This window comes from Salibacterium lacus, from assembly GCF_042684865.1.
Taxonomy (GTDB): domain Bacteria; phylum Bacillota; class Bacilli; order Bacillales; family Marinococcaceae; genus Salibacterium; species Salibacterium lacus.
Window position 1 is genome coordinate 1,150,350 of sequence record NZ_JBHUML010000002.1, and the last position, 21,233, is coordinate 1,171,582.

22 protein-coding genes and 1 riboswitch are annotated in these 21,233 nt (G+C 48.9%); all 22 genes read right to left on the reverse strand.

Translation table 11 applies throughout. The features are described from left to right. Window positions 1-134: 134 nt before the first annotated feature. The gene (gene arsC, locus ACFSUB_RS06740; protein ID WP_380712422.1) at window positions 135-542 is read right to left on the reverse strand and encodes an arsenate reductase (thioredoxin); all 408 of its coding nucleotides are present in this window, start codon (window positions 540-542) and stop codon (window positions 135-137) included. 12 nt (window positions 543-554) lie between these two features. Further along, complete coding sequence (locus ACFSUB_RS06745) at window positions 555-1,886, reverse strand: arsenic transporter (RefSeq protein WP_380712423.1); 1,332 nt, start codon at window positions 1,884-1,886, stop codon at window positions 555-557. A gap of 15 nt (window positions 1,887-1,901) precedes the next feature. Beyond that, window positions 1,902-2,261, reverse strand: coding sequence for an ArsR/SmtB family transcription factor (locus ACFSUB_RS06750; RefSeq protein ID WP_380712424.1), 360 nt, complete (start codon window positions 2,259-2,261; stop codon window positions 1,902-1,904). A gap of 349 nt (window positions 2,262-2,610) precedes the next feature. After that, window positions 2,611-2,778, reverse strand: coding sequence for a hypothetical protein (locus ACFSUB_RS06755; protein ID WP_380712425.1), 168 nt, complete (start codon window positions 2,776-2,778; stop codon window positions 2,611-2,613). Window positions 2,779-3,734: 956 nt separating this feature from the next. Next, window positions 3,735-4,532 (reverse strand): septum site-determining protein MinD, encoded by a 798-nt coding sequence (minD, locus tag ACFSUB_RS06760; RefSeq protein WP_380712426.1) that lies wholly within the window; start codon window positions 4,530-4,532, stop codon window positions 3,735-3,737. A gap of 35 nt (window positions 4,533-4,567) precedes the next feature. Then, window positions 4,568-5,254, reverse strand: coding sequence for a septum site-determining protein MinC (minC, locus tag ACFSUB_RS06765; RefSeq protein WP_380712427.1), 687 nt, complete (start codon window positions 5,252-5,254; stop codon window positions 4,568-4,570). 108 nt (window positions 5,255-5,362) lie between these two features. Then, window positions 5,363-5,887 carry a rod shape-determining protein MreD gene (mreD, locus tag ACFSUB_RS06770; RefSeq protein ID WP_380712428.1) on the reverse strand — a complete coding sequence of 175 codons (525 nt, stop codon included), beginning with the start codon at window positions 5,885-5,887 and terminating at the stop codon, window positions 5,363-5,365. Continuing rightward, window positions 5,884-6,828: a rod shape-determining protein MreC gene (mreC, locus tag ACFSUB_RS06775; protein WP_380712429.1), complete on the reverse strand. Its 945-nt coding sequence runs from the start codon at window positions 6,826-6,828 to the stop codon at window positions 5,884-5,886. Before mreC ends, mreD begins: the two co-directional genes overlap by 4 nt. Window positions 6,829-6,842: 14 nt before the next feature. Then, window positions 6,843-7,886 carry a rod shape-determining protein gene (locus ACFSUB_RS06780; protein ID WP_380712431.1) on the reverse strand — a complete coding sequence of 348 codons (1,044 nt, stop codon included), beginning with the start codon at window positions 7,884-7,886 and terminating at the stop codon, window positions 6,843-6,845. Window positions 7,887-8,137: 251 nt separating this feature from the next. Further along, window positions 8,138-8,809 (reverse strand): RadC family protein, encoded by a 672-nt coding sequence (radC, locus tag ACFSUB_RS06785; RefSeq protein WP_380713199.1) that lies wholly within the window; start codon window positions 8,807-8,809, stop codon window positions 8,138-8,140. A gap of 38 nt (window positions 8,810-8,847) precedes the next feature. Beyond that, window positions 8,848-9,432 carry a Maf family protein gene (locus ACFSUB_RS06790; RefSeq protein ID WP_380712432.1) on the reverse strand — a complete coding sequence of 195 codons (585 nt, stop codon included), beginning with the start codon at window positions 9,430-9,432 and terminating at the stop codon, window positions 8,848-8,850. 104 nt (window positions 9,433-9,536) lie between these two features. Continuing rightward, window positions 9,537-10,490 carry a hypothetical protein gene (locus ACFSUB_RS06795; protein WP_380712434.1) on the reverse strand — a complete coding sequence of 318 codons (954 nt, stop codon included), beginning with the start codon at window positions 10,488-10,490 and terminating at the stop codon, window positions 9,537-9,539. 157 nt (window positions 10,491-10,647) lie between these two features. After that, the gene (locus ACFSUB_RS06800; RefSeq protein WP_380712435.1) at window positions 10,648-11,409 is read right to left on the reverse strand and encodes a hypothetical protein; all 762 of its coding nucleotides are present in this window, start codon (window positions 11,407-11,409) and stop codon (window positions 10,648-10,650) included. Further along, window positions 11,399-11,989, reverse strand: coding sequence for a hypothetical protein (locus tag ACFSUB_RS06805; protein WP_380712436.1), 591 nt, complete (start codon window positions 11,987-11,989; stop codon window positions 11,399-11,401). Before ACFSUB_RS06805 ends, ACFSUB_RS06800 begins: the two co-directional genes overlap by 11 nt. A 37-nt stretch (window positions 11,990-12,026) precedes the next feature. Then, window positions 12,027-13,007 carry a type IV pilus biogenesis protein PilM gene (pilM, locus tag ACFSUB_RS06810; RefSeq protein WP_380712437.1) on the reverse strand — a complete coding sequence of 327 codons (981 nt, stop codon included), beginning with the start codon at window positions 13,005-13,007 and terminating at the stop codon, window positions 12,027-12,029. 48 nt (window positions 13,008-13,055) lie between these two features. Then, window positions 13,056-13,811, reverse strand: coding sequence for a prepilin peptidase (locus ACFSUB_RS06815; RefSeq protein WP_380712438.1), 756 nt, complete (start codon window positions 13,809-13,811; stop codon window positions 13,056-13,058). A gap of 309 nt (window positions 13,812-14,120) precedes the next feature. Then, on the reverse strand, window positions 14,121-14,594 hold the full coding sequence (locus tag ACFSUB_RS06820) for a competence type IV pilus major pilin ComGC (RefSeq protein WP_380712439.1): 474 nt from the start codon (window positions 14,592-14,594) through the stop codon (window positions 14,121-14,123). A 105-nt stretch (window positions 14,595-14,699) separates the two neighbouring features. After that, a riboswitch (cyclic di-GMP riboswitch) is annotated at window positions 14,700-14,782 on the reverse strand. 65 nt (window positions 14,783-14,847) lie between these two features. Further along, window positions 14,848-16,056, reverse strand: coding sequence for a type II secretion system F family protein (locus ACFSUB_RS06825; protein WP_380712440.1), 1,209 nt, complete (start codon window positions 16,054-16,056; stop codon window positions 14,848-14,850). Window positions 16,057-16,128: 72 nt separating this feature from the next. After that, window positions 16,129-17,175, reverse strand: a complete 1,047-nt coding sequence (locus ACFSUB_RS06830; RefSeq protein ID WP_380712441.1) for a type IV pilus twitching motility protein PilT — start codon at window positions 17,173-17,175, stop codon at window positions 16,129-16,131. A gap of 17 nt (window positions 17,176-17,192) precedes the next feature. Next, window positions 17,193-18,848 (reverse strand): GspE/PulE family protein, encoded by a 1,656-nt coding sequence (locus tag ACFSUB_RS06835; protein WP_380712442.1) that lies wholly within the window; start codon window positions 18,846-18,848, stop codon window positions 17,193-17,195. Window positions 18,849-18,863: 15 nt separating this feature from the next. Further along, window positions 18,864-20,297, reverse strand: a complete 1,434-nt coding sequence (locus tag ACFSUB_RS06840; RefSeq protein ID WP_380712443.1) for a hypothetical protein — start codon at window positions 20,295-20,297, stop codon at window positions 18,864-18,866. After that, window positions 20,284-20,964, reverse strand: coding sequence for a hypothetical protein (locus ACFSUB_RS06845; RefSeq protein ID WP_380712444.1), 681 nt, complete (start codon window positions 20,962-20,964; stop codon window positions 20,284-20,286). Before ACFSUB_RS06845 ends, ACFSUB_RS06840 begins: the two co-directional genes overlap by 14 nt. Window positions 20,965-21,233 lie beyond the last annotated feature (269 nt).

The following is a 21,233-nucleotide window of genomic DNA, read 5'->3' on the forward strand; positions in this document are numbered from 1 at the left end:
AGGAGGATATTATACGAAAAGCACAGGATGCTCTGGACAGCAGAAGTTTGGCTGCTTTCGACGTAATAAAGGTTCCGATGATCCATGCAGGATAACCGGAACCTTTTTTAACATCCATCGCTATTCTCTCTTAATTATTCTGCGGCAAACCGGCGGATGCGCTCCCCGATTTCATCACGGACGCGCTGAAATACCGCCCATTTCTCTTCTTTGGTTCCTTCCGCCTGGGCCGGGTCGTCAAATCCCCAGTGCTCCCGTTTTACATGCGGCGGGGTTGTCGGGCATACGTCGTTTGCATGGCCGCACAGCGTCACCACCATATCGGCATGCTGCAGCAGCTCCATATCGATTTTATCCGAGGAATGCCCGGAGATATCCATTCCAATCTCATTCATCGCTTCCACCGCTTTCGGATTGACACCGTGAGCTTCAATTCCGGCGGAGTAAACATTCCAATCTGTCAGAAATTCCTTCCCGAATCCTTCCGCCATCTGGCTGCGGCAGGAATTACCGGTACAGAGAAAATACATTGTTTTTGTCATTTTCATTCTCCTTTATCCAATAATCAGCAGCCATATATACAGCCCGGTGAGTGTAATAAACAGTGTCGGAATCGTGAGAATGATACCAACTTTAAAATAATACCCCCAGCTGATTTTGACTCCCTTTGTCCAAAGCACATGGAGCCAGAGGAGAGTGGCAAGCGAACCGATTGGCGTGATTTTCGGCCCAAGATCAGAGCCGATAACATTCGCATAAATCAGTGCTTCGCGAAGCGTCCCCATCGTTTCTGTCTCGGAAATGGCGAGTGCATTAATCATAACGGTCGGCATATTGTTCATAATCGAGGATAAAAATGCTGCAGCAAATCCGGTAACCATCGTACCGGCAAACATTCCCTGATCAGCCGCTGCCTGCAGACCGGAGGCGAGCACATCCGTCAGGCCAACATTACGCAGACCGTACACGACCACATACATCCCGAGGGAGAAGACCACAATTTCCCACGGGGCTCCTTTCATGACAGACCCTGTCTCCACCGCTTTGCTTCGCCGGGCCATAAGAAGAAAAAAAATCGCAATAACGCCGGAAATAAACGACACCGGAAATGCTTCGGTCTCTCCCGTCACAGGATTCGTCCACGGAATAAATTCGCTGACGAAATACCCCGCAAGGAGCAGTGCAAGCACCAGCCACGAGAGGCGGAACATTTTCAGATCCTGAATCGCATCAGCCGGCCGGCGCAGATCCTCCATATTATAGGATCTCGGAATTTTTTTTCGGAAATACAGGTACAGCACCACGATACTGGCGGTAAGAGCAAACAGATTCGGCACAATCATGCGCGAGGCGTACTCTGCGAAACCAATCCCGAAAAAGTCGGCGGATACTATGTTCACCAGATTGCTCACAATGAATGGCAGACTTGTGGTGTCTGCAATAAAACCACCTGCCATCACAAACGGGAGCACCATTGCTTCTTCAAACCGAAGCGCCCGTACCATCGCGAGCACAATCGGCGTTAATATCAGCGCTGCGCCGTCATTGGCGAACAATGCTGCCACAACCGCCCCGAGAAGCGATACATACACAAACATTTTCAAGCCGCTTCCATTTGCAATCCGGGCCATATGAAGAGCAGCCCATTCGAAGAACCCGATTTCATCCAGTATTAAAGAAATAATAATAATGGCAACAAAGGTGAGTGTCGCATTCCAGACGATGTTTGTTACATCTCCAACATCCTGAAAAGAGACCACACCGGCAAGTAAGGCAAGCACTGCGCCGAATATGGCGGACCAGCCGATCGACAGCCCTTTTGGCTGCCAGATGACAAGAACCAGTGTGACCAAAAATATAAGTACAGCTATTACTATCTCATTCATATTTCACAAAACTCCTTACCGCCTCGTATCACACCAGACGACACGATTTCCCTCTTTTTCAAAGGTATCCAGTTTTTCTTTCTGTGAGGGAAGGTGATGCAGGACGCTTTCTACAAGCGGGTACAGTTCATTTTCTGTATTCAGCGAATAAAAGACCCACTGTCCACGCCGTGTTTCAAACACTACGCCGGCATCTTTTAATTTACGGAGATGCTGGCTGATGGAGGGCTGGCTCATGTTAAAAATGTCCGTCAATTCACAGACACAGCACTCCCGTTCCATTAAGAGTGCTGTCATCGTCAGTCTCGTCTGATCCCCAAGCAGCTTGAGAACCGTTGCAGCTGTTTCAACCGGCACTTCCGGGATGGTCTTCATCTATCTGCTCCTTTCCTGTTTTTTTGATTACTGTCTCACACTATATATAAGTATATATTTATATGTCAATGATTCCTTTCATTCTATAACAAACACTCGAATATGAAAACGAGAGCATAAAGGGGCATGTTTTTTGTTGGTGAATCATGTCTCTCAGCTGTATCCAGTAATAAACCGGGAGGAGCGGTTGGTGGAATTAAAAAGAGTCATGCACAGTTTCATTGACCACAAAAAACCCGCACGAATCATCCGACCATCGACGAATTCGTGCGGATTTTAATATGAATGGTCATCTGTTGTCTGACCGGGTTTGTTGTTGTTTGCAAAAAGACAGGTGGCGTTCATTCCTTCATGACTGCTGTGTATCTTTGCGCACTCTGGCTTTTTCATATAATAGCGTCATCTCTGTTGTATACCGTTTTAATAATTGATCATCTTCTGTATGCTGGACTTTTTCTTCGAGATCTTCGATTTTTCTTTTCTCTTCTGCGGACAAGTAATCGAAGTCTGCCTTCATCTTTATTCTCCCTCCTTCACCTGTCTCTTTATCATTATGACCGGCTCCTCTTTTTTTAACCGGTGCCCCGTGCCGAATAAGATGTAAAGTCCATGCAACATCAATTATTATAACAAGTGTTGAGGTGGAGGGAAAAACTGTATTGGTTTCTTAAATAAAATTGATTTAATTTTGCTATAGCACGAATAGAAGAAGTGCGTAAATTTTTTCATTCAGTGCTTTCTGTTTTAAAAAAAAGAGTCTGGGACAAGAATAAAATAGGCGCAGGAAAGCACGAGTCACGGGGGCTCCTCAAGAAACGGGATGCCCGTGACGTATTTCCACCGGATCATGACGTTGGAGGGCGCACCGGCTTATGAACGATTCCTTTCTCTTTTTAGGCAGCGGCGCGGGCTCTTGGCTGTGTCGCTGCCCATTCTTTTTTTCCTTTTCCCGCTGAACGCAGCATAGATTTGTTCCCGGGCGACGTTCACAGGGGCACGTCCCCCTCTAAAGTGCTTTATGAATCATGTCTGATGACGTTTTGAGGGGTGCCGTATAGGCTGAAGTGCTTCAGGCGATAGGCCGAACGACGTTTATGGGGACGCACCACCTCCTAAAGTGCCTTCGGACCATTCCCAACGAACAACGCCCGTCCACCCAGCCCGAACGACACGCCCAGACGTCTCCATGTTCTAAACCCGCGTACATCCGCGATGCCGTTGTCTACCTTCATACTGCGTTATACCGGAAGGCGTCGTGATCAGGGACCTGGAGAGGCCGGGCTCCGCCGGTTTCGACAGGCAGCTGATCTGGTGGAATCCCGGCCGCGATCCGGTGCGGCCCTTGTACTCTGGAAGAAAAGCAAAGCATGCTAGCGCAGCAGCTTGTCTCAGCAACAAAAAATGCCGAACGATTTTTTTAAATCCGTTCGGCATTTTTCGTTTCTTTTAGAAGTTTTGTCCTAGACTCTTTTTTTAAGCTTTTAACCCAAGCATTCCTTTCAGCCTGGAGAAGAAACCTTTTTTCTCTTCGATGGACATTAAAGGAACCGACTCCCCGAGAATGCGCCTTGCAATGTTACGGTACCCGATCGCGGCCCGGCTTTTAGGATTCATCGCAATCGGTTCCCCTTGGTGGCCTGCCTTGATGACTTCTTCATCATCCACAATCATACCGAGCAGATCGACAGCCAAAGTGGCTACCACGTCGTCCACATCAAGCATCTCCCCGCGGTTGGACATATGGCTGCGGACTCTGTTGATGACAAGTTTCGGCGAACCTGTCTGTTCCTGTTCAAGAAGTCCTATAATCCGGTCGGCATCCCTTACCGCAGAGGTGTCCGGAGTCGTAACAACAACAGCCTGATCTGCACCGGAAACTGCGTTTTTGTATCCCTGCTCAATCCCGGCCGGGCAGTCTATGATAATATAATCATAGTCCGGCTTGAGTTCCTCCACAATCTGTTTCATCTGCTCCGGATTCAGTGCACTTTTATCTTTTGTCTGCGCTGCCGGCAGTAAATGAAGGCAGTCAAACCGTTTATCCCTGATTAAAGCCTGCTGTACCCGGCACCTTCCTTCGGCTGCATCGACAAGATCATAAATAATACGGTTCTCAAGCCCCATGACAACATCCAGGTTGCGCAAACCGATATCCGTATCGATCAGACATATATGTTTTCCCTGCAGAGCCAAGGCTGTGCCAATATTAGCCGATGTCGTTGTCTTCCCGACACCGCCTTTACCGGATGTAATTACAATTGCCTCTCCCACTGCAATTCCTCCTTCCAGACATGCACGCGTGCTGCTTATACCTTGTTTTGAAATTGTGTTAACAGTCTGGTTTTTTCAAATGATATTTGATTATCCGGCGCTTCTATGTAAGCAAAGACGGGTTCATCAAACATAGGTCTCTGCTGTTGTTTTCTTTCATAACGATCCGGGGCGTAAAACAATACGTCCGATACTGAAATCTGGGTCGGTTCCATCACCGAGGCACATACGACAGCCTGCGTGTTGCCTTCCAGGCCGGCACGGGCGGTGCCCTTCAAAGTGCCCAGTATATATACATTTCCGGTTGCTTCCACCGCCCCGCCGGGATTAACGTCTCCAAGAAGCAGAACGTCCCCCCGGACCGAAATCACCTGTCCGGAACGAACGATGCGGGTGATCGAAGTCAAAGATTCCTCTTCCCTCAGACGCTCTGCTTCTTCCCGGCTGACCACCTCCGACCGGAATTCTTTTATACGGATTGATTCCGCCTCTTTCAGGAGGTTTATGATCTCTTCCTGCTCATTGGTCCCTACATAACGATATCCGGTGTCTACCGTAACCTCCACTTCGGGACCATGGCCGAACACCTGTTTATCTTTTTCGATCTTTTCCTGCAACTCTGTTTTTAACGCATCAAACGAGCAGCGGTCATCCATCATGATTGTAAGACCGTCTTTTGTTCCTTTAATGGTAACAAGGTTTTTCGGGGGTCCTGATTTCATATGCTCCACCTCTGAAACACAAACCATGAACATTCTTTCCTTTCATGGATCGATTATTATTCCTTCCACATCCCTGCCGTTTATTCCTTCTCAAGCCTTGAGATTTATTTACCGGTGCTGCAATTCTTCCATCTCCCTTATTCTGGTGAACAGACGTCGAAATGGATGAATAAGCAGCAGTGCCGCTGTTCCATTCATGATCAGAGAAGGAAGAGCCCTAAGCATGAAAAACTCTTCAAACAACAAGTCCGTTCCTCCAATAATGTAATGAAGTCCATATGTCATCCACTCCAACACAAATATGGCGGAGATGATGATTAAAATGGGCCACACAAAACTCATGCGGACCGACCGATATGTAAAAGCGCTGATATAGGCCGTGAAGCCCATACTGAACATATAGATCCCGATAATATCAGTATACACAACATCATACAATAGACCAAATCCCGCACCGATCAGCACGCCGCTTGCTGCTCCCCGGTAAATGGAGGTCAACACAACAGCAATCAGCACGAACCTTGGTACAAGATAAAATTCCCGGTCCGGCGACGGGGGAACAAAAATCTGAAACAACGTACCTTCCATAAGAAACAACAGAAAAACGAAGAAAGGCAGCGCAAATCGTATCATGATGAGCCTCCTCCACCCGCATCCGGATCTTCTATTTCCACCGGTTCTTCTTCGTTTTCTTCATTCTCTTCGGTTGTGTTCTGCTGAATCGTATCGTCCAATGTTTCACTTGTCCGTTCAATGACATTGACCTGTTCCAGGTTATAATAGTCCGCAGCGGGTTCCACGAGTGCATTATAACTCAACCCGTATTCATCAGGCTCCAGAGAAGTGATGGTCCCTATGGCAAGACCCCGCGGAAACAGACCGCCGAGTCCCGACGTTATAACCTGCTGTCCTTCTTTTATTTCCGCGTCTGACTGGATTTTACGAAGCATCAGTCCTTCTTCTTCCTCATTCCAGCCTTCGATAAACGCATACACAGGTTCGCCGTCTGTAGCAACCATAGCCGAAACACGGTTGGTGCGGCTGTCATCCGAAAGAAGCTGGACAGAGGAAGTGAACTCCGATGCCGTATTCACTTTCCCTATAAGTCCTTCCGGAGTCACCACCGCCATGTTCTCCGACACACCGTTTTGACTTCCTTTATTGATGCCTATCATATCCGTCCACTTGTCGGGACTGCGGTGAATGACAAGAGCGGTCCGTGTCGTATAATCACTCAGGCTGCTTTCTGAATCAATCATTTCCCTCAAGGTGGCGTTTTCCTGTTTTACGGTTTCCAGTTCAGCTGAAAGGGAAGCAAATTCCTCCATGCGTGATTTCAGCATCCTGTTCTCCTCATAAACATTAAATATGTCCGCCACATTCCCAAAGAAACCCGCTGTCATATGAGCGGGTCTGCTTACAAATGATTGCACCACACCAGTCGTGTCCCGTAGAAATTTCTCCGGCCAGGTAATCGTTTCATTATTCCTAGTCGAAAAACCGATTAAGGAAACAAGTACAATAATACTGACCATGAGAAGAATAAGTCGTTTGTTGGAAAAAAAGTGCGGCATACCGGTTCACCTTCTTATAAGGTTTCCCGGCTGGACCTGGCGGTTATTCCCGCCTTCGACCGGAAAAGATGCAGATTTTCAAGCGCTCTTCCTGTACCAAGTGCGACACAGTCGAGCGGTTCCTCCGCGACCAGTACAGGCATATTTGTTTCGTCGCTGAGAACTTTATCCATGTTACGGAGTATGGCCCCTCCGCCTGTAAGTACAATACCTCTGTCCATAATATCGGCGGAAAGTTCAGGAGGCGTCTGTTCCAGCGTGCTTTTAACGGTCTCGATAATGGCGTGAACAGTATCAGCCAGAGAGGCGGAGATTTCTTCGGCGGATACCGATATCGTTTTTGGAAGTCCGGAAACAAGGTCTCTCCCGCGTATATCAAGATTGTCTATTCCTTCGAACGTTCCGGCAGATCCGATTTCCATCTTCAGGGTTTCCGCCGTTCTCTCCCCAATCATCAAGTTGTACGTTTTCTTTATATACTGGATGATGGACTCATCCATTTCATCGCCTGCCACCCGGATGGACTGGCTTGTCACAATTCCACCGAGGGAAATGATCGCTACTTCCGTCGTTCCTCCGCCAATGTCGACAATCATGCTTCCGGTTGGTTCCCAGACAGGAAGATCGGCTCCGATAGCCGAAGCAAATGGTTCTTCAATGGTATACGCTTCTCTTGCTCCGGCCTGTTTTGTGGCGTCTTCCACCGCCCGTTTTTCTACGGCAGTGATGCCAGACGGAACACAGACCATAACATTGGGCTTCCTTGTGAAAATAGAGCGGCTGCGCTGCGCCTGCTGAATAAAATACTTCATCATGGTGGCAGTCGTATCAAAATCGGCGATAACACCGTCTTTCATCGGGCGGACCGCCACAATATTACCCGGAGTCCGGCCGATCATGTTCTTGGCGTCATTACCGACCGCTTCAATAGTATTTGTATCCGTCCGCATGGCCACCACAGACGGCTCCCGCACGACAACTCCTTTTCCTTTTACATATACAAGCGTGTTCGCCGTTCCTAAATCAATTCCAAGATCTTTTGAAAAGCCTCCAAACATCTATGTATCTCCCTTCATCCTTCACAAGCTGTATCCTGTAACACCAGAGCACATTCCCCGGCGGTTCATTTATCATTATACAAGCGGCCGTGCTGAAGCAGTGCCGCTATATGTCATTATACTGAAAACATCATGAAAAACATAGACTTTCCATTTTCTTTCACAAATTTTACACGGCTCGTCACGATGACTTCAAGCATTCTATAGTGTATAAGATAGATTTGGGGTCAACAAGAGCCAAAAGCCATCCGCTACACACTTCCTTGCTCTTTCAGACTTGTAAAGCGGCGGTCCCCGATAATAATATGATCCAGCACATCAATACCGAGAATCCGGCCGGCTTCAATCAGGCGTTTTGTTACATCAATATCTTCCCGGCTCGGTCCCGGGTCGCCTGAAGGATGATTGTGAATGCAGATAACAGCAGCTGCAGACCGGCGCAGCGCTTCCTTGAAAACTTCACGGGGGTGAACGATGCTGGAATTCAAACTGCCGATAAACAGAGTCTGTCTGTGAATCACCTGATTTTTCGTATTCAGACACAGAATAACAAAATGTTCCTGGGTCAAAAAGCGCATCTCTTCCATCACGAGACCGGATACATCTTCAGGCGACCGTATCACCCAGCGTTCTTCTTCGTGATACGTATAGATGCGCCGTCCGAGCTCGATGGCTGCCCGCATTTCAAGCGCTTTTGCCAGACCAATACCTTTGATGGTCTGTAGTTCTTCAATCGTTGCGTCTTTGAGCATAAGCAGTCCGTCAAAGTCATACAAGACGCGCTGGGATAACTGAAGAACAGATTCTTCTTTGGTACCGCTTCGGATCAAAACAGCGAGGAGTTCCTGATTGGAAAGCTGTTCCGCTCCGAATTTGGCCATTTTCTCGCGGGGACGTTCAGAAAAAGGGACATCTTTGATCATTACTGAGGATGAATGCAAAGCTCGCTCTCCTTTTTTATTCAATAAGTGGGGGTGAAGGACGGGACGATCTGAAACAATTTCAGTTCTCTGCTGAGACGGGATACAGGAAGACCCATGACATTGTAAAAATCGCCGTGGACTGCTTCCACAAACAGACAACCCTGTCCCTGCACAGCGTAGGAGCCTGCTTTATCGTATGGCTCAGGTGTGGCAAGATAGGATTGAATCCAGTCTGTATCCAGCGGACAGAAACGGACTTCGGTTTTTACGTAAAAAACGGATTTCCTGCGTTTTGTAAATACCGCTGCCCCGGTATACACCTCGTGGGTTCTGCCGGAAAGCGCCTCCAGAGTGCGCCGGGCGTCTTCTTTGGATGCAGGTTTACCAAGAGTGCGGCCGTCCAGAGAAATCATGGTGTCAGCAGCAAGTACGACGGAATCCGGATTATGTTCCAGCACTTCGTCTGCTTTCCGGCGGGCCAGCTGCTGCACCGCTTCTTCCGGCGCTGATCGGCCGGGAAGCGTTTCCGGCCCTTCTGCCGGGCGGACGGTAAATGTGTAGCCCGCCCTCTGTAACAGTTCACTTCTGCGTGGGGACTTTGATGCAAGGATAAGAGAAGACATGAAGGGAGAACCACCTTTTTAATGCAATATTATATGCATTATATCAGTAGTGAAAAAAGTGTACCAAACAACCGGAGAAACAGCAAGAAATATTTTCCTCCTATTTATGATTTTTCTTCCTCTGTTTCGGTGCCGTTAAATTCATAAACAGCTTGTTCATAGTACAGTACCGTTTCGATAAATGCTTCCTGGAAAGAAGCGGAGGTTTCCTCCTTTTCCGGCCACTCTGTTTCCATACGCTGCATCGATTCTTTCAGCTTGGTATTGGTGGCACCATCCGGTAACGATGCTTCAGAAAGAAAAGCAGCGAACGCTTCACGTACCGTTCCTTCTTCTGTTGAACCATTTTCTTTATCCGCCGCCTGTTCCAGCAGTTCTTTCACTTTGATCAGCTGTTTTTGATTTTCTCCTTTTTCTTCCATTGGTTCGGGATCACGAATCGTTCTTGTCTTTTGAAAAACTTGTATCCCTTTTTCCTCAAAAAATGATATACGCTCGTCCGACGCTTTTTGCTGCAGGTGGACACCTGTAAATAAGTAGTAGTATTCCCCGTCATACGTCAAAATCCCGGGATACCCTTCACTGGTAAGGGACTGCTGCATTTCGACGCCTTTACTTTTCTTAGTGAAAGCTCCGGCCTGAATGAAGTAAGCTGTTAAAGAATCATTAAAGTCAGCTGTGATTCCGGGGGGCTCCGCTTTTGGTTCGGCACCTGATGAAGAATCTCCGGCAGATACAAACTGCAGCAGCATAACGCCGAAAATTAATCCGAGTACAGCAGCACCTGCTGTCAGTGATATAAAATATATGGGAGGCTGAAGTATCTTGTCCGCATCCGGACGGCGGGGTTTTCGTTTTTTGCGATGACTTCCAAGAGGAAGACGCGGACGCTTTCTTTGTTTCGTACCGGCGGCTGCTGCGGCCTCTTCCATGTCTCTCCGGGTTTTCCAGTCCCGGATCTCGGGGGCTGTTTCTTCACGAGACGGCTCGGTATCTTTTGTTTCATTTACGTTTGTTCCATTGATCTTCAGAGAAAAACCAGGCTTGTCCTTTTTCATGACATCCTCCTTCTCACCCTATGCCGGGCATGATCCTATTTCCCGGTGAATGGCTTCCTCTATCTTCCGGGAGTGCCATAACTGTAGCATACCGGCAATAAAAAAGAACGGGAGACTTGTCGCCCCGTTCCTGAAAAGAATGTCAACGTAAATCGGATCAACGGATGGGATTGTCATTTCCATCTGGTTCTTCCAATGTGGAGGATGCAGGAAGGTCCTCCAGATCCTGTTTTTCCCCTGTATAATGAAAAGCCGTTATCACAAGATCGACGGTCAGCGTCCCGCGCTCCTGATCTTCCTGTACTATTTCTTCCCTGCCCTGAAAAGAGATCGAATCGATATTCATCACTCTGTTATTGTTATCCAGTGATTCCACAAGCCGCAGCAGATTGGCATACTCCGGGGTACGGGCCCGGACGTGATAGGCTGCCGTTCCTGTTTCCGTCTCCTCGTACAATACAGGAGTCCCATTCTCTTCTGGCTGCGCCTCCGTGTCCGTACCGCTTTCGGAATCCGGCTGCCCCGTGTCTCCTGTGGTTTCCTGTTCTTGTGACTCCTCTTCCGGTTCTGTATCACCGGCTGCCGTGTTTCCGGGTTCCATTCGTTCCGTGGCTGCAATATAGCTTCCCGAGAGTTCTTCCGCACGGTCAAGCGCAAGCAGGAATTCCTCGGTCCGGGGCTGGAGAGGCAGCTGCTTAAGCCCTTGGAAAAGGGTGGAATCCTCATCTTCCTTTTCTTCTGTGCCGGACGTGCGTTCCTCAAGCTGCGCTTCCATCGCCTGAATGTTCTGCTGCAGCCGTTCCTTTTCAGCTGAAAGGGGCTGTATTCCATTGACGTACTGAAACGCGGCATATCCAGCAAGCAGCAGCACAACGCAGATGACCGCGATCCAGTGCCGCTTTTCCATATCAATCCGCAACAGCTTCACCTTCCTCCTGGACCGCTGTGCCCGTCACATCCATCTCATAAACCGCATCATACCGAGGCATCCGGTTCTGCTCCTCGGGCGATGGTGTATTTTCTCCGGATGGACTCGAGGCATTCAAGCTTTCCATCGTGACATTTTCAATAATAGCTGCTTCCCCTAATGCAAACTGCAGGTCTGCTGCTTGTTTCACTTCATTAAGCTGCACCGTCACACGAAGCGTGGAAGGATAGGCATAATCAAAAGTCTGAATATAGCCATCCGACGGCAGGGAAGCTGATACTGCGCGAATCAGCGGCGAAGCTGGGACGACCGCGTTTTTCAGTTCCTTCAGGGTGCTTTGGTGAGCCTGGATTTGAGCTGTTCTCCCATCGACACCCGCTTCTTCTTCCAGGTCGGCAGTAAGTTCCTGCTGTCTTGTATTCAACTCTGACAGCTGTTGATCCTGACGGCTTTCAGCAATCTGAAAAAACAGAAACACAGCAAGAAACAAAACGAGCAGAATCCCTGCCAGCAGAAGCCATGTAATATCTCGTTTTTCTTTTTCCGGAAGCAGGTTGATATCTGCTGACATAACCGGCCCCTCCCTGTCTGTACTGTGCTGCGGATTTTTAATGAACGTTATGTTTAAGAACAAGTCCGGCATTTTCATAAAATCGTACTGGCATTTCTTCTTCTCCAGCTGTGAGCCGGGCCGCACCGGCCTGTTTCACCGGAATGTCAAAGCGGCGGACGAGCGTATCGGTCCACCGTTCAAGAAAGGGATGATCTCCTCCCGTGAACACAACACCGATACCTTCTTCTCCACGCTTCATGGAATACTGGTAGAAATTCATGATCCGCCCCACTTCGTCAGCTGTTGTTTCTATCTGCTTCTGCAGCTGCTCCGGAGTTCCTTTCCAGACCGGATGGGATTGGGAGCGGCCCGTCTGCAGCGACCAGTCCTCTTCCCCGCTTTCCAGTGAGACCCGGCTGATGAAGAGAGGTCTCCCTTCATGAAAAATACTGATTGTCGCTGCATGCAGATCCACCTGAAGTAACAGCATATGAGCCGCAGGGTGCACCGCTTCGGAATAAGTCAGCACTCTGTACAAGCAGAGCGGTGAAATATCTGCGGCATTCGGACGGCAGCGGATGGATTCAAGTATTCTTCCATATGTATCGACGGGACCACGCGGTGCAACCAGCAGCACCGCAGCGTGTCTCTCCGGAATGTACACATAATCAAATAAAGGTTCATCAAACGGAACGGCAATACTGTCTCCGACTTCCATGTACAAATAGGCGCTGACTTCATCTGTGCTTACCTCATCGGGAAGGGACACTTCTCTCGCCACGACAAATGCATCCGGTACACAGTACTGCACCGGTTCCCCGTGAAGTCCCCACATATCAGCGCATTCATGAAAAATCTGCCGCAGTGTTTCCTCGTCGTGAACCCGCCCCTCCCGAATGATGCCGGGTGGAAGGTACCGTTCCTCCATGGTATCTACTACACCCGTATCCGGTTTACGAGACCTCACGTACCGGATCACGTGATCTTTGATGATGAGCGTATTACGCTTGTCTTTCTTTCGTTGAAACAACGCCATAAAAAAGTTCCTCCCGAGTAAAGCTGGGTTGTGTCCGCAGATCCGGGTTTACAGAAAGCCGGTGTACCATGTTAACAGTGACTCTCCGAAAAAGAGTGTCATCACACTGCCTGCTGCGATGAACGGACCAAACGGCATCGGCACGCCTCGTTTCACCGCCCCGGTCAAGAGTCCGGCGCCTCCCAGGACCGCTCCGGCAAACACCGAGAGAAAAAAGGCGAGAAGAAGCTGCTGCCAGCCGAAGAAAAGCCCGAGCAGCGCAAACAGCTTAATATCTCCTCCTCCCATGCCGCCTTTGCTGATTACGGCAATGGCAAGGAGCAGACAAAAACCCAGTGCCGCCCCCGCAAGTGGATCCCACCATGTTTCGAGCGGAGCGGCCGTCCACCGGAGAAGAGCGATGGGAAAAAGAAAAAACAGAAGGACCTTATCCGGTATCAGCATCGCGGATTTGTCACTGATTGTAATAATGACAAGCAGGGAGATGACAAAAAGTGCCGCGATGGTCTCCCAGGAAAAACCCCAGGTCAGCCAGGCTGCTGTAAACAGCACAGCTGTAACGGTTTCCATGACCGGATAAAAGGGTGGAATCTTTGTGCCGCACGTACGGCAGGACCCTTTTAAAAAGAAGTAGGAGGCGACCGGGATTAACTCCGCCGCCTGCAGGGTTGTGCCGCAGGACGGGCAGTGCGAGCGCGGATGAACAATAGATTCTCCCTGCGGCACCCGGACCCCGACCACATTAAAAAACGAACCGAGCACCAGCCCGAGCACCACTATGTAAACCCCGCCTATGATCTCCATCTTCTACTTCCCCCGACCTTTGTCGTAGATTGTCATGTCTATTTTACCATACCCTGACCGGCGCAGGTAAAAAGGTTTGAAAAAGAAATTGTGCCGAACTTTAAAAAATTTGCAGACTCTCTAGTATTAATAGGTTGCTGCCTATACGTAAAAGCATAGGTTTTTACCAACAAGTACACCTAAAAAAAGCACTTCCGACTATTCTTTTAAATAATCGGAAGCACTTTTATCTTTTCATTTCCGCTAATTCCATTCATCAAATATTCAAACGTACTGTTAACAGGCTTTTTTAGATATTAATAATTACTTTTACTCTCCATCCACAGAAATATACTGACGGCCGTTGTTACGTAGTTCTTCAATTGTAGCTGTGTTGTCCTCAGTAGTAATATGATTGCCGTTCTCAGAAGTCAAAGTAACAGTATACGTTGTATCACCATCAGCACCTCTTTCAATAACTACTTGCGTATCGTCACCATATTCATCCGATGCTCCAGGATTCTCAGGACTTTCCAGGTAATTCCCACTAACCAAATCCTCTAACGTATAAGTAGTACTGCCTTCATTATCTTCTTCATTCACGCCAGATGCCTGAGCAAGCCGGGCAGAACTTACCATCTGCTCGGCATTGGCGATGTGAGCGTCTTTTTTGGTGTTGTCAATGATGCCTCCGATGCTTGGGACGGCGATGGCTGCGATGATTCCGAGTATGACGACGACGGCGAGTAGTTCAATGAGTGTTAGTCCGCGTTGATTTTTCATCAGCTGCGTTAGTTTCTTCATTACTTTATTCCTCCTATGTAAATCTACATGACTGAGACTTAATACCCCTGACTTTTTGTAATTAAACATAAAAAAACGACCATATGCGTCTAAATGTGTAATCAGGCGTAAATGGCCGGTTGCACTAACAGCTTCAAATGGTCCAAGTGCCCATATACAGACCATTAATCTTCACTCCCATCGTTCTCTTTGCTCATGTTCTGTTTTTCATTATAGTGAACAGCACTGCTTTTGTCACGATATTTTTTGCGGGTTACTGCACCTGGCCGAAGATATCGAACATTGGAATGGCAATCGAGGCGACAATGATGCCGACAACGACCGCAAGAAAAAGAATCATAACCGGTTCGATAAGCGATTTGATCTGATCGGCGGCTGCATCCACTTCTGCTTCATAATAATCCGCAATTCGCTCCAGCATCGTATCGAGTGACCCTGATTTCTCACCAACAGCTGTCATTTGGGTAACCATGGGGGGAAATACCCACATTTTTTCGAGCGGTCCTGCCATGGATTCACCGCGCTCCAATGCACCACGGACTTCCTTTAAAGTGGCTGTAATGACGGTGTTTCCCGTCGTGCCTTCTACGATCGCCACAGATTGAATAATCGGGACCGAGCTCTGAAAAAGCGACCCCAGCGTCCGTGTCATGCGCGCAATTTCAGCTTTTTGCAGCAGCGTGCCGAACACAGGAATTTTCAGCAGGGCGTAATCGGTGTAATACAAAAACGAACGGTTTCTGCTTCGCAACCCTCTCCACAGCACCACAAGTGCGGCCGCTGCAGCAGGAAGCAGCCACCAGAAGCTTTGAACGAACCGGCCGGCCTCCAGCACAAACACCGTAATCAAAGGAAGATCTGCTTCAAACGAATCGTACATGTCCGCAAAAGTCGGAACGATATATAGGAGTAAAAACAGCACGACGGCCGCTGCAACGGTTCCGATGACAGCCGGATAAATGAGCGCATTCATTACTTTGCGGCGGGTTTCGTACCGTTTCTCATAGTAGGAAGCCATTTTATCAAGCATATCGTCCAGATTTCCCCCGGCCTCGCCGGCTCTCATCATATTTACAAACAGCGGGGTGAAGACAGCAGGGTGCCGGGAAGCCGCGTGGGAAAACGCGCGACCGGTACGCAGCTCGTCCTCCATCTCCGACAAGATCCGTCGGAACTGCTTTCCCGAGAGCTGCCGGGCCAGAATGTGGGTCGATTCCACGACGGAAATACCGGCTTGCAGCAGCGTGGAGAACTGCCGGAGGAACAATACAAATTCCTTGGCGGTCACTCCGCTGCCAATCGAAATGTCACGGTAAAGAAAACCTTCGAGTTCCTGCAGTTCCTTTACGGCAATGCCTTTGGATTGAAGACGCTCTTTCGCTTCATTTTCCCCGGAGCCTTTCTGCTTTCCACTGACAATCCGGCCTTTTTTATTTCGGCCTGTGTAATGATAATACGGCATGATGTCTCCTGCCTCTCTGCAAAAATACTAAAGGTGCACGGTCTATGGCCGCAGTGATTTTGCCGGCGTTGTTCACGAACGATTCCGGTTATTATTTTCAAGGAAAGGCGATGCATCGTCTAAAGAAACAGCGTTGTCCTGCAGAAGAGACTGAACGCTCATCTCCATCGTATGCATGCCCTCAGCCCTGCTTGTCTGCATCACACTCTGAAGCTGGTGGATTTTTTCATTCCGAATCAAGTTCTGGACGGCTCCGTTATTCATGAGGATCTCCGTCGCTGCCCGTCGTCCTTTGTCCTCTCCATCGCGAAAGAGTCTCTGGCTGATTACAGAGGAAAGGACGGTTGCCAGCTGAATGCGGACCTGATCCTGCTGATCGGAGGGAAACACATCAATGATCCGGTCAATGGTCGCCGGTGCGCTCGTTGTATGAAGCGTACCGAATACGAGGTGCCCGGTTTCGGCTGCGGTAATGGCCGTAGCAATTGTCTCCAGATCCCGCATTTCACCAACGAGAATAATATCAGGATCCTGGCGCAGACACGAGCGCAGGCCGCTTGCGAAGTTCTGCGTATCAAATCCAATTTCCCGCTGATCCACCAGAGACTTCCCGTGCTTATGCAGGTACTCAATTGGATCTTCCAGCGTAATAATGTGGCGTTTCTCCGTCCGGTTGATGTAGTCGATCATGGAAGCCAGTGTCGTTGACTTGCCGCTTCCGGTCGGTCCGGTAACAAGAACAAGTCCCTGGGGCTTGAGCGCAATCGATTCCAGAATAGACGGCAGATGAAGTTCCTCAAGCTCTGGAATGCGCGTCGGTACAATACGGACAGCCATACTGACGCAGGAGCGCTGAAAATAGGCGTTCATACGAAAGCGTGAAACACCACGTATTCCATAAGAAAAATCGACTTCCCCTTTCTTCTGGAATTTGTTCCAGACCGGCTCCAGCATAACCGACCGCGCCATTTCCTCGGTGTCGGCCGGACGAAGAGCCTCTTCCCCTATTCGGTGGAGCTCCCCGTTTATCCGGAAAATAGGCGGAACCCCGACGGTCAGATGAATATCCGATGCTCCTTGTTCAAACGCTTCTGTCAAAAGCGCATCCAATTCTGCCACTCCCGGTTTCCCCCTTCCTATTCATCTACGGCAACCCGCAGTATTTCTTCCACTGTCGTCCATCCCTTCTTCACTTTCAGCAGGCCGTCATCCATCAGAAAAATCATGCCTTCCTGCATGGCATAGGAACGCAGATGGGAAGAGGTCTTATAATTCATCAGCATATTGCGCATTGTATCATCCATCTCCAGCAGTTCCTGAATGGCAGCCCGGCCGCGGTAACCTGTTTCATTACACGATGAGCAGCCTTTGCCTTTATAGATGGTATCCGCAGAAAATCCGCGTTTTTCAAATAGTTCTTTTTCCATTTCGCTTAGTTCATATGGTTCTCTGCAGTCGGGGCAGATGGTGCGCACAAGTCTTTGTGCCACTACTCCTGTTAAAGACGAAGCGACCATATACGGCTCCACTCCCATGTCTATTAAACGCGGTACCGCGGCGACAGCGCTGTTCGTATGCAGTGTCGTGAAAACAAGGTGGCCGGTCAGCGAAGCTCGTATCGCTATCTCCGCCGTCTCGGCATCTCTGATTTCTCCGACCATGACAATATTTGGATCCTGCCGCAGAATGGAACGGAGTCCGGCTGCAAAAGTCAACCCGACTCTATTGTTCACCTGTACCTGATTGATACCCTCCAGCTGGTATTCCACCGGATCTTCCACGGTGATAATATTCACCCCTTCCGTATTCAGATGATGCAGCGCCGCATACAGGGTGGATGTCTTCCCGGAACCGGTCGGCCCGGTTAACAGCACCATACCGGAAGGCCGTTCAATCATATTTTTGAAGCGGGTGAAATTCACCTTGTTCAATCCCAGTTCTTCAATGTTGTTCAATGAACTGCTCATATCCATAATCCGCATCACGATTTTCTCTCCGAAAATGGTAGGCAGAATCGAAATACGCAGATCAACCGGGTTCATATCGATCGTTGTCTTCACACGACCGTCCTGGGGCAGGCGTGATTCCGTAATATTGAGATCTGCCATAATCTTTACCCTGGCGGTCAACACGTTCTGCATATTTTTTGGAAAAGCACGCTCTGTCTTCAGCACACCGTCGATTCTGTAACGGACGAGCACTTTGTTTTCCTGCGGATCGATATGAATGTCACTTGCCTGCTGCTGCAGGCCGTACAAAATCATCTGATTCACCATGCGTATGACAGGAGCCTCACCGTCTTCTGCCGTCTCCACAATGTCATCCGGCACATTCTGTTCTTCAAACGCCTCGAGCGATTCCTGGATATGGTAATGTTTTTGGACAGCCGTCTGTATTTCGCGGCGGGGTGCAATCACCGGTTCAATCTGAAGTCCGGTCGATACGCGGAGCTCATCCATCGCGAAGTAATCCATCGGATCCGCCATCGCAACACGGAGACGATTGCCTTCTTTTTTTAAAGGAAATACCGCATGCCTTTTGGCGAATTCCTTTGAAACCAGCTTCACGGCTTCTTCTTCCACCGGATAATTGTAAAGACTGATTCTGGAGATGCCGAGCTGGTATTCCAGCGTTTCAATCAGCTGCTGCTCGGTAATATGTTTCCTCTCAAGCAGCGCATCTCCGAGCTTTTGATCCGACCTTTTGCCTTCCAGTGTCTCGTGCAGCTCCGTTTCTCTGATCAAACCCGCTTCAAGCAGTAAATCACCGAGACGTTTCCGCTTTTTTTCCATACAGACCGCTCCTTTTTACTCATACCCTTTAATCGACTGCTGTCCGTTCTGTTCTCCTGTACCTCCGCCATCTTCTGAACCTGCTTGTGTCTCCTTGCTGCTTTCGTTCTCTTCGTTTTCCCCGGAGTCTTCGGGTGGGGACTGCTCCGTACTATCCGGGTTGGTGCCTTCGTTTTCCTGTTCACCCTCTTCGTTCTGTTCGTCCGGCATTTGAGATTGGCTGTCGTTTTCGTTCCCCTCTCCATCGTCTGTTACGATGTCTGGCAGCTCTTCCTCCTTTTCATCAGCAGTCTGAAGACTTTCCTCTTCCACGCGATGTTCCGGGGGATAGTAATCCTGACCGAGTACCATTTCTTTCAGCATGTTTCCATCTGCATCCGTCACCACCCGGACCGCTTCTGCGTAATACCCGTTTTCTCCTTCACGGATCGTCTGCCGGCCGCCGCTTGTCCGGTTTTCGTCAAACTGCACGACGGTACGTGGTTGAATGGTTTGTTCGTCTTGCTGCTCGAGCGTATAGGAATGAAGAAACTCCGGTCCGCTCAGAGAAAGCGAGAGCTCGGAACCATTCCAGGAAACATTCCATTGATAGGTGTAGATATTGGGGTTATAAAACACCAGACCACGGTCCGGAACATCGACATGAGCGCCTTCTCCAGGTGCTGCGTATGGTGGAAGTTCCTCATTAATGTGGCGCTCCGACAGTTCAAAATTGGTGGCGGCCAGTACCTGAAATATACCAGTTGCCAGAGCATCAAGTGCCGGATCATCATAGACGGTATTTCCGCTTTCCTCCAGTACTTCCAGAAGGGAGAATACAGAATTTCCTTCCATTTCATAACCATCCAGGGCCCGCGACCAGTCTTCCAGAGCCGATCCGGACATACCAGGAGAGAGTGTCACCCTGTTAAATGTGGTGGATTCCAAGGGAAGCTCCTCCATAAAAAACGTCCCGGTATCCAGAGTCTGTGTCTGATTCTGTGTGACGTTATCGATCGTTCTTATCTGTTCATTCAACGCTGTCATATCTATCCGATCGCGCAGGTGTACAAAGGAAAAACGGTCTAAAGCTTCTGGGAGCGCATTTTCTCCACTATTCCAGGAAACGTGAAGCGGAACATTATGATCTGTGAAAGCCTGCTGTACACTTTCTTTTACTTCGGCTGTGAAACGGTCTCCTTCTATCACCACTTCTTCGTCAAAAAGCCGGAGAGCCACGCCTGCTTGCTGCTGCCAGTTTTTCCATTCTTCAGACACCGATTCTTCTGCTTCCGACCTTTTCATTCCACCAATGTCCACCCCGCCTGCAACAGCTTCGGACGGAAGCGTCTCCTCTTCAGGCCAGACATATTCATACGCCGCCGCCCCTCCAAGCGCAAAAAGCAGAATTACACCTGTCAGACAGGTGAACAGAAGCATTGCTTTTTCTATGTAGCTATTTCGTTTCATGGCCGTTCCTCCACCCGTCTTCCGGATCTTCTGACGGCTTTTCATCGAGCTCATTCAAAAGCTTTGCCCGTTTATCCGACCAATGGCTCTCCTCTGTTTCTTCTGTGGTTCTGGTTTCTTCTTTCTGCGTCGTAAGAATACGGTCCGTTGTATCTTCTTCTGTTTCTTCTTGAGGTTCCTCCTCAATCATAAATGCTCTCCGCTGAAAAAAGTTCTCTTCTTCCATCAGATCATTTTCTTTCATTGAAACAGAATTTTCCGTTTCACGAAACTGTGTTATACTTCCACCGGCTTTCTGCTCTTCCCGGGGCTCTGTGCTGTCTTCTGCAGGCAGCGCCTGATTAAATGATTCTTCCAGCGCTGGTTCCGGTCTTTCTTCCACCGGTTCTTCCTCCCGCATTAAAGGAAGCTGTTCTCCTTCAACGGCTGCTTCCTCTGTATACTGTATCTGTTTTCCGATAAGAAAAGAAAAAAACAGCATGAATACCAGAAAAACAACGGCAGCTGCAGGAAAAGAATATAATTGATGCAGCAAATATATGAGTGCGGCAGTTAATAACGCCGAGAGTACAAGCTGTGCCTGAACCCCCCGGTTCCAAGATGCCGGTAGTTTTCCCAGCACAAAAAAGCAGACAAGCGCTGCGGCGGCCATGGCAGCAAAGACCATAGACCCATCCTCCTTCCATTTCATCCTGCCATTTCGGGTTTCTTTTGTATCATGGCATGTCCAGCCGTTCGGGTCAATGGAATAAAATCCCTTCTACCTGCATCGAATACATCATTCCCCTATATTCTGTCTGTAGTACAAAAGGAGGTATCCAGAAAATAATAACCGATAGGTGTAAAAAGACGAAGCCCGGGACACCTTCCCAAACTCCGCCTTTAACATAAAGCCGCTTTTTTTGTATGATCTGCTCTTCCCCGAGGACTGTACCA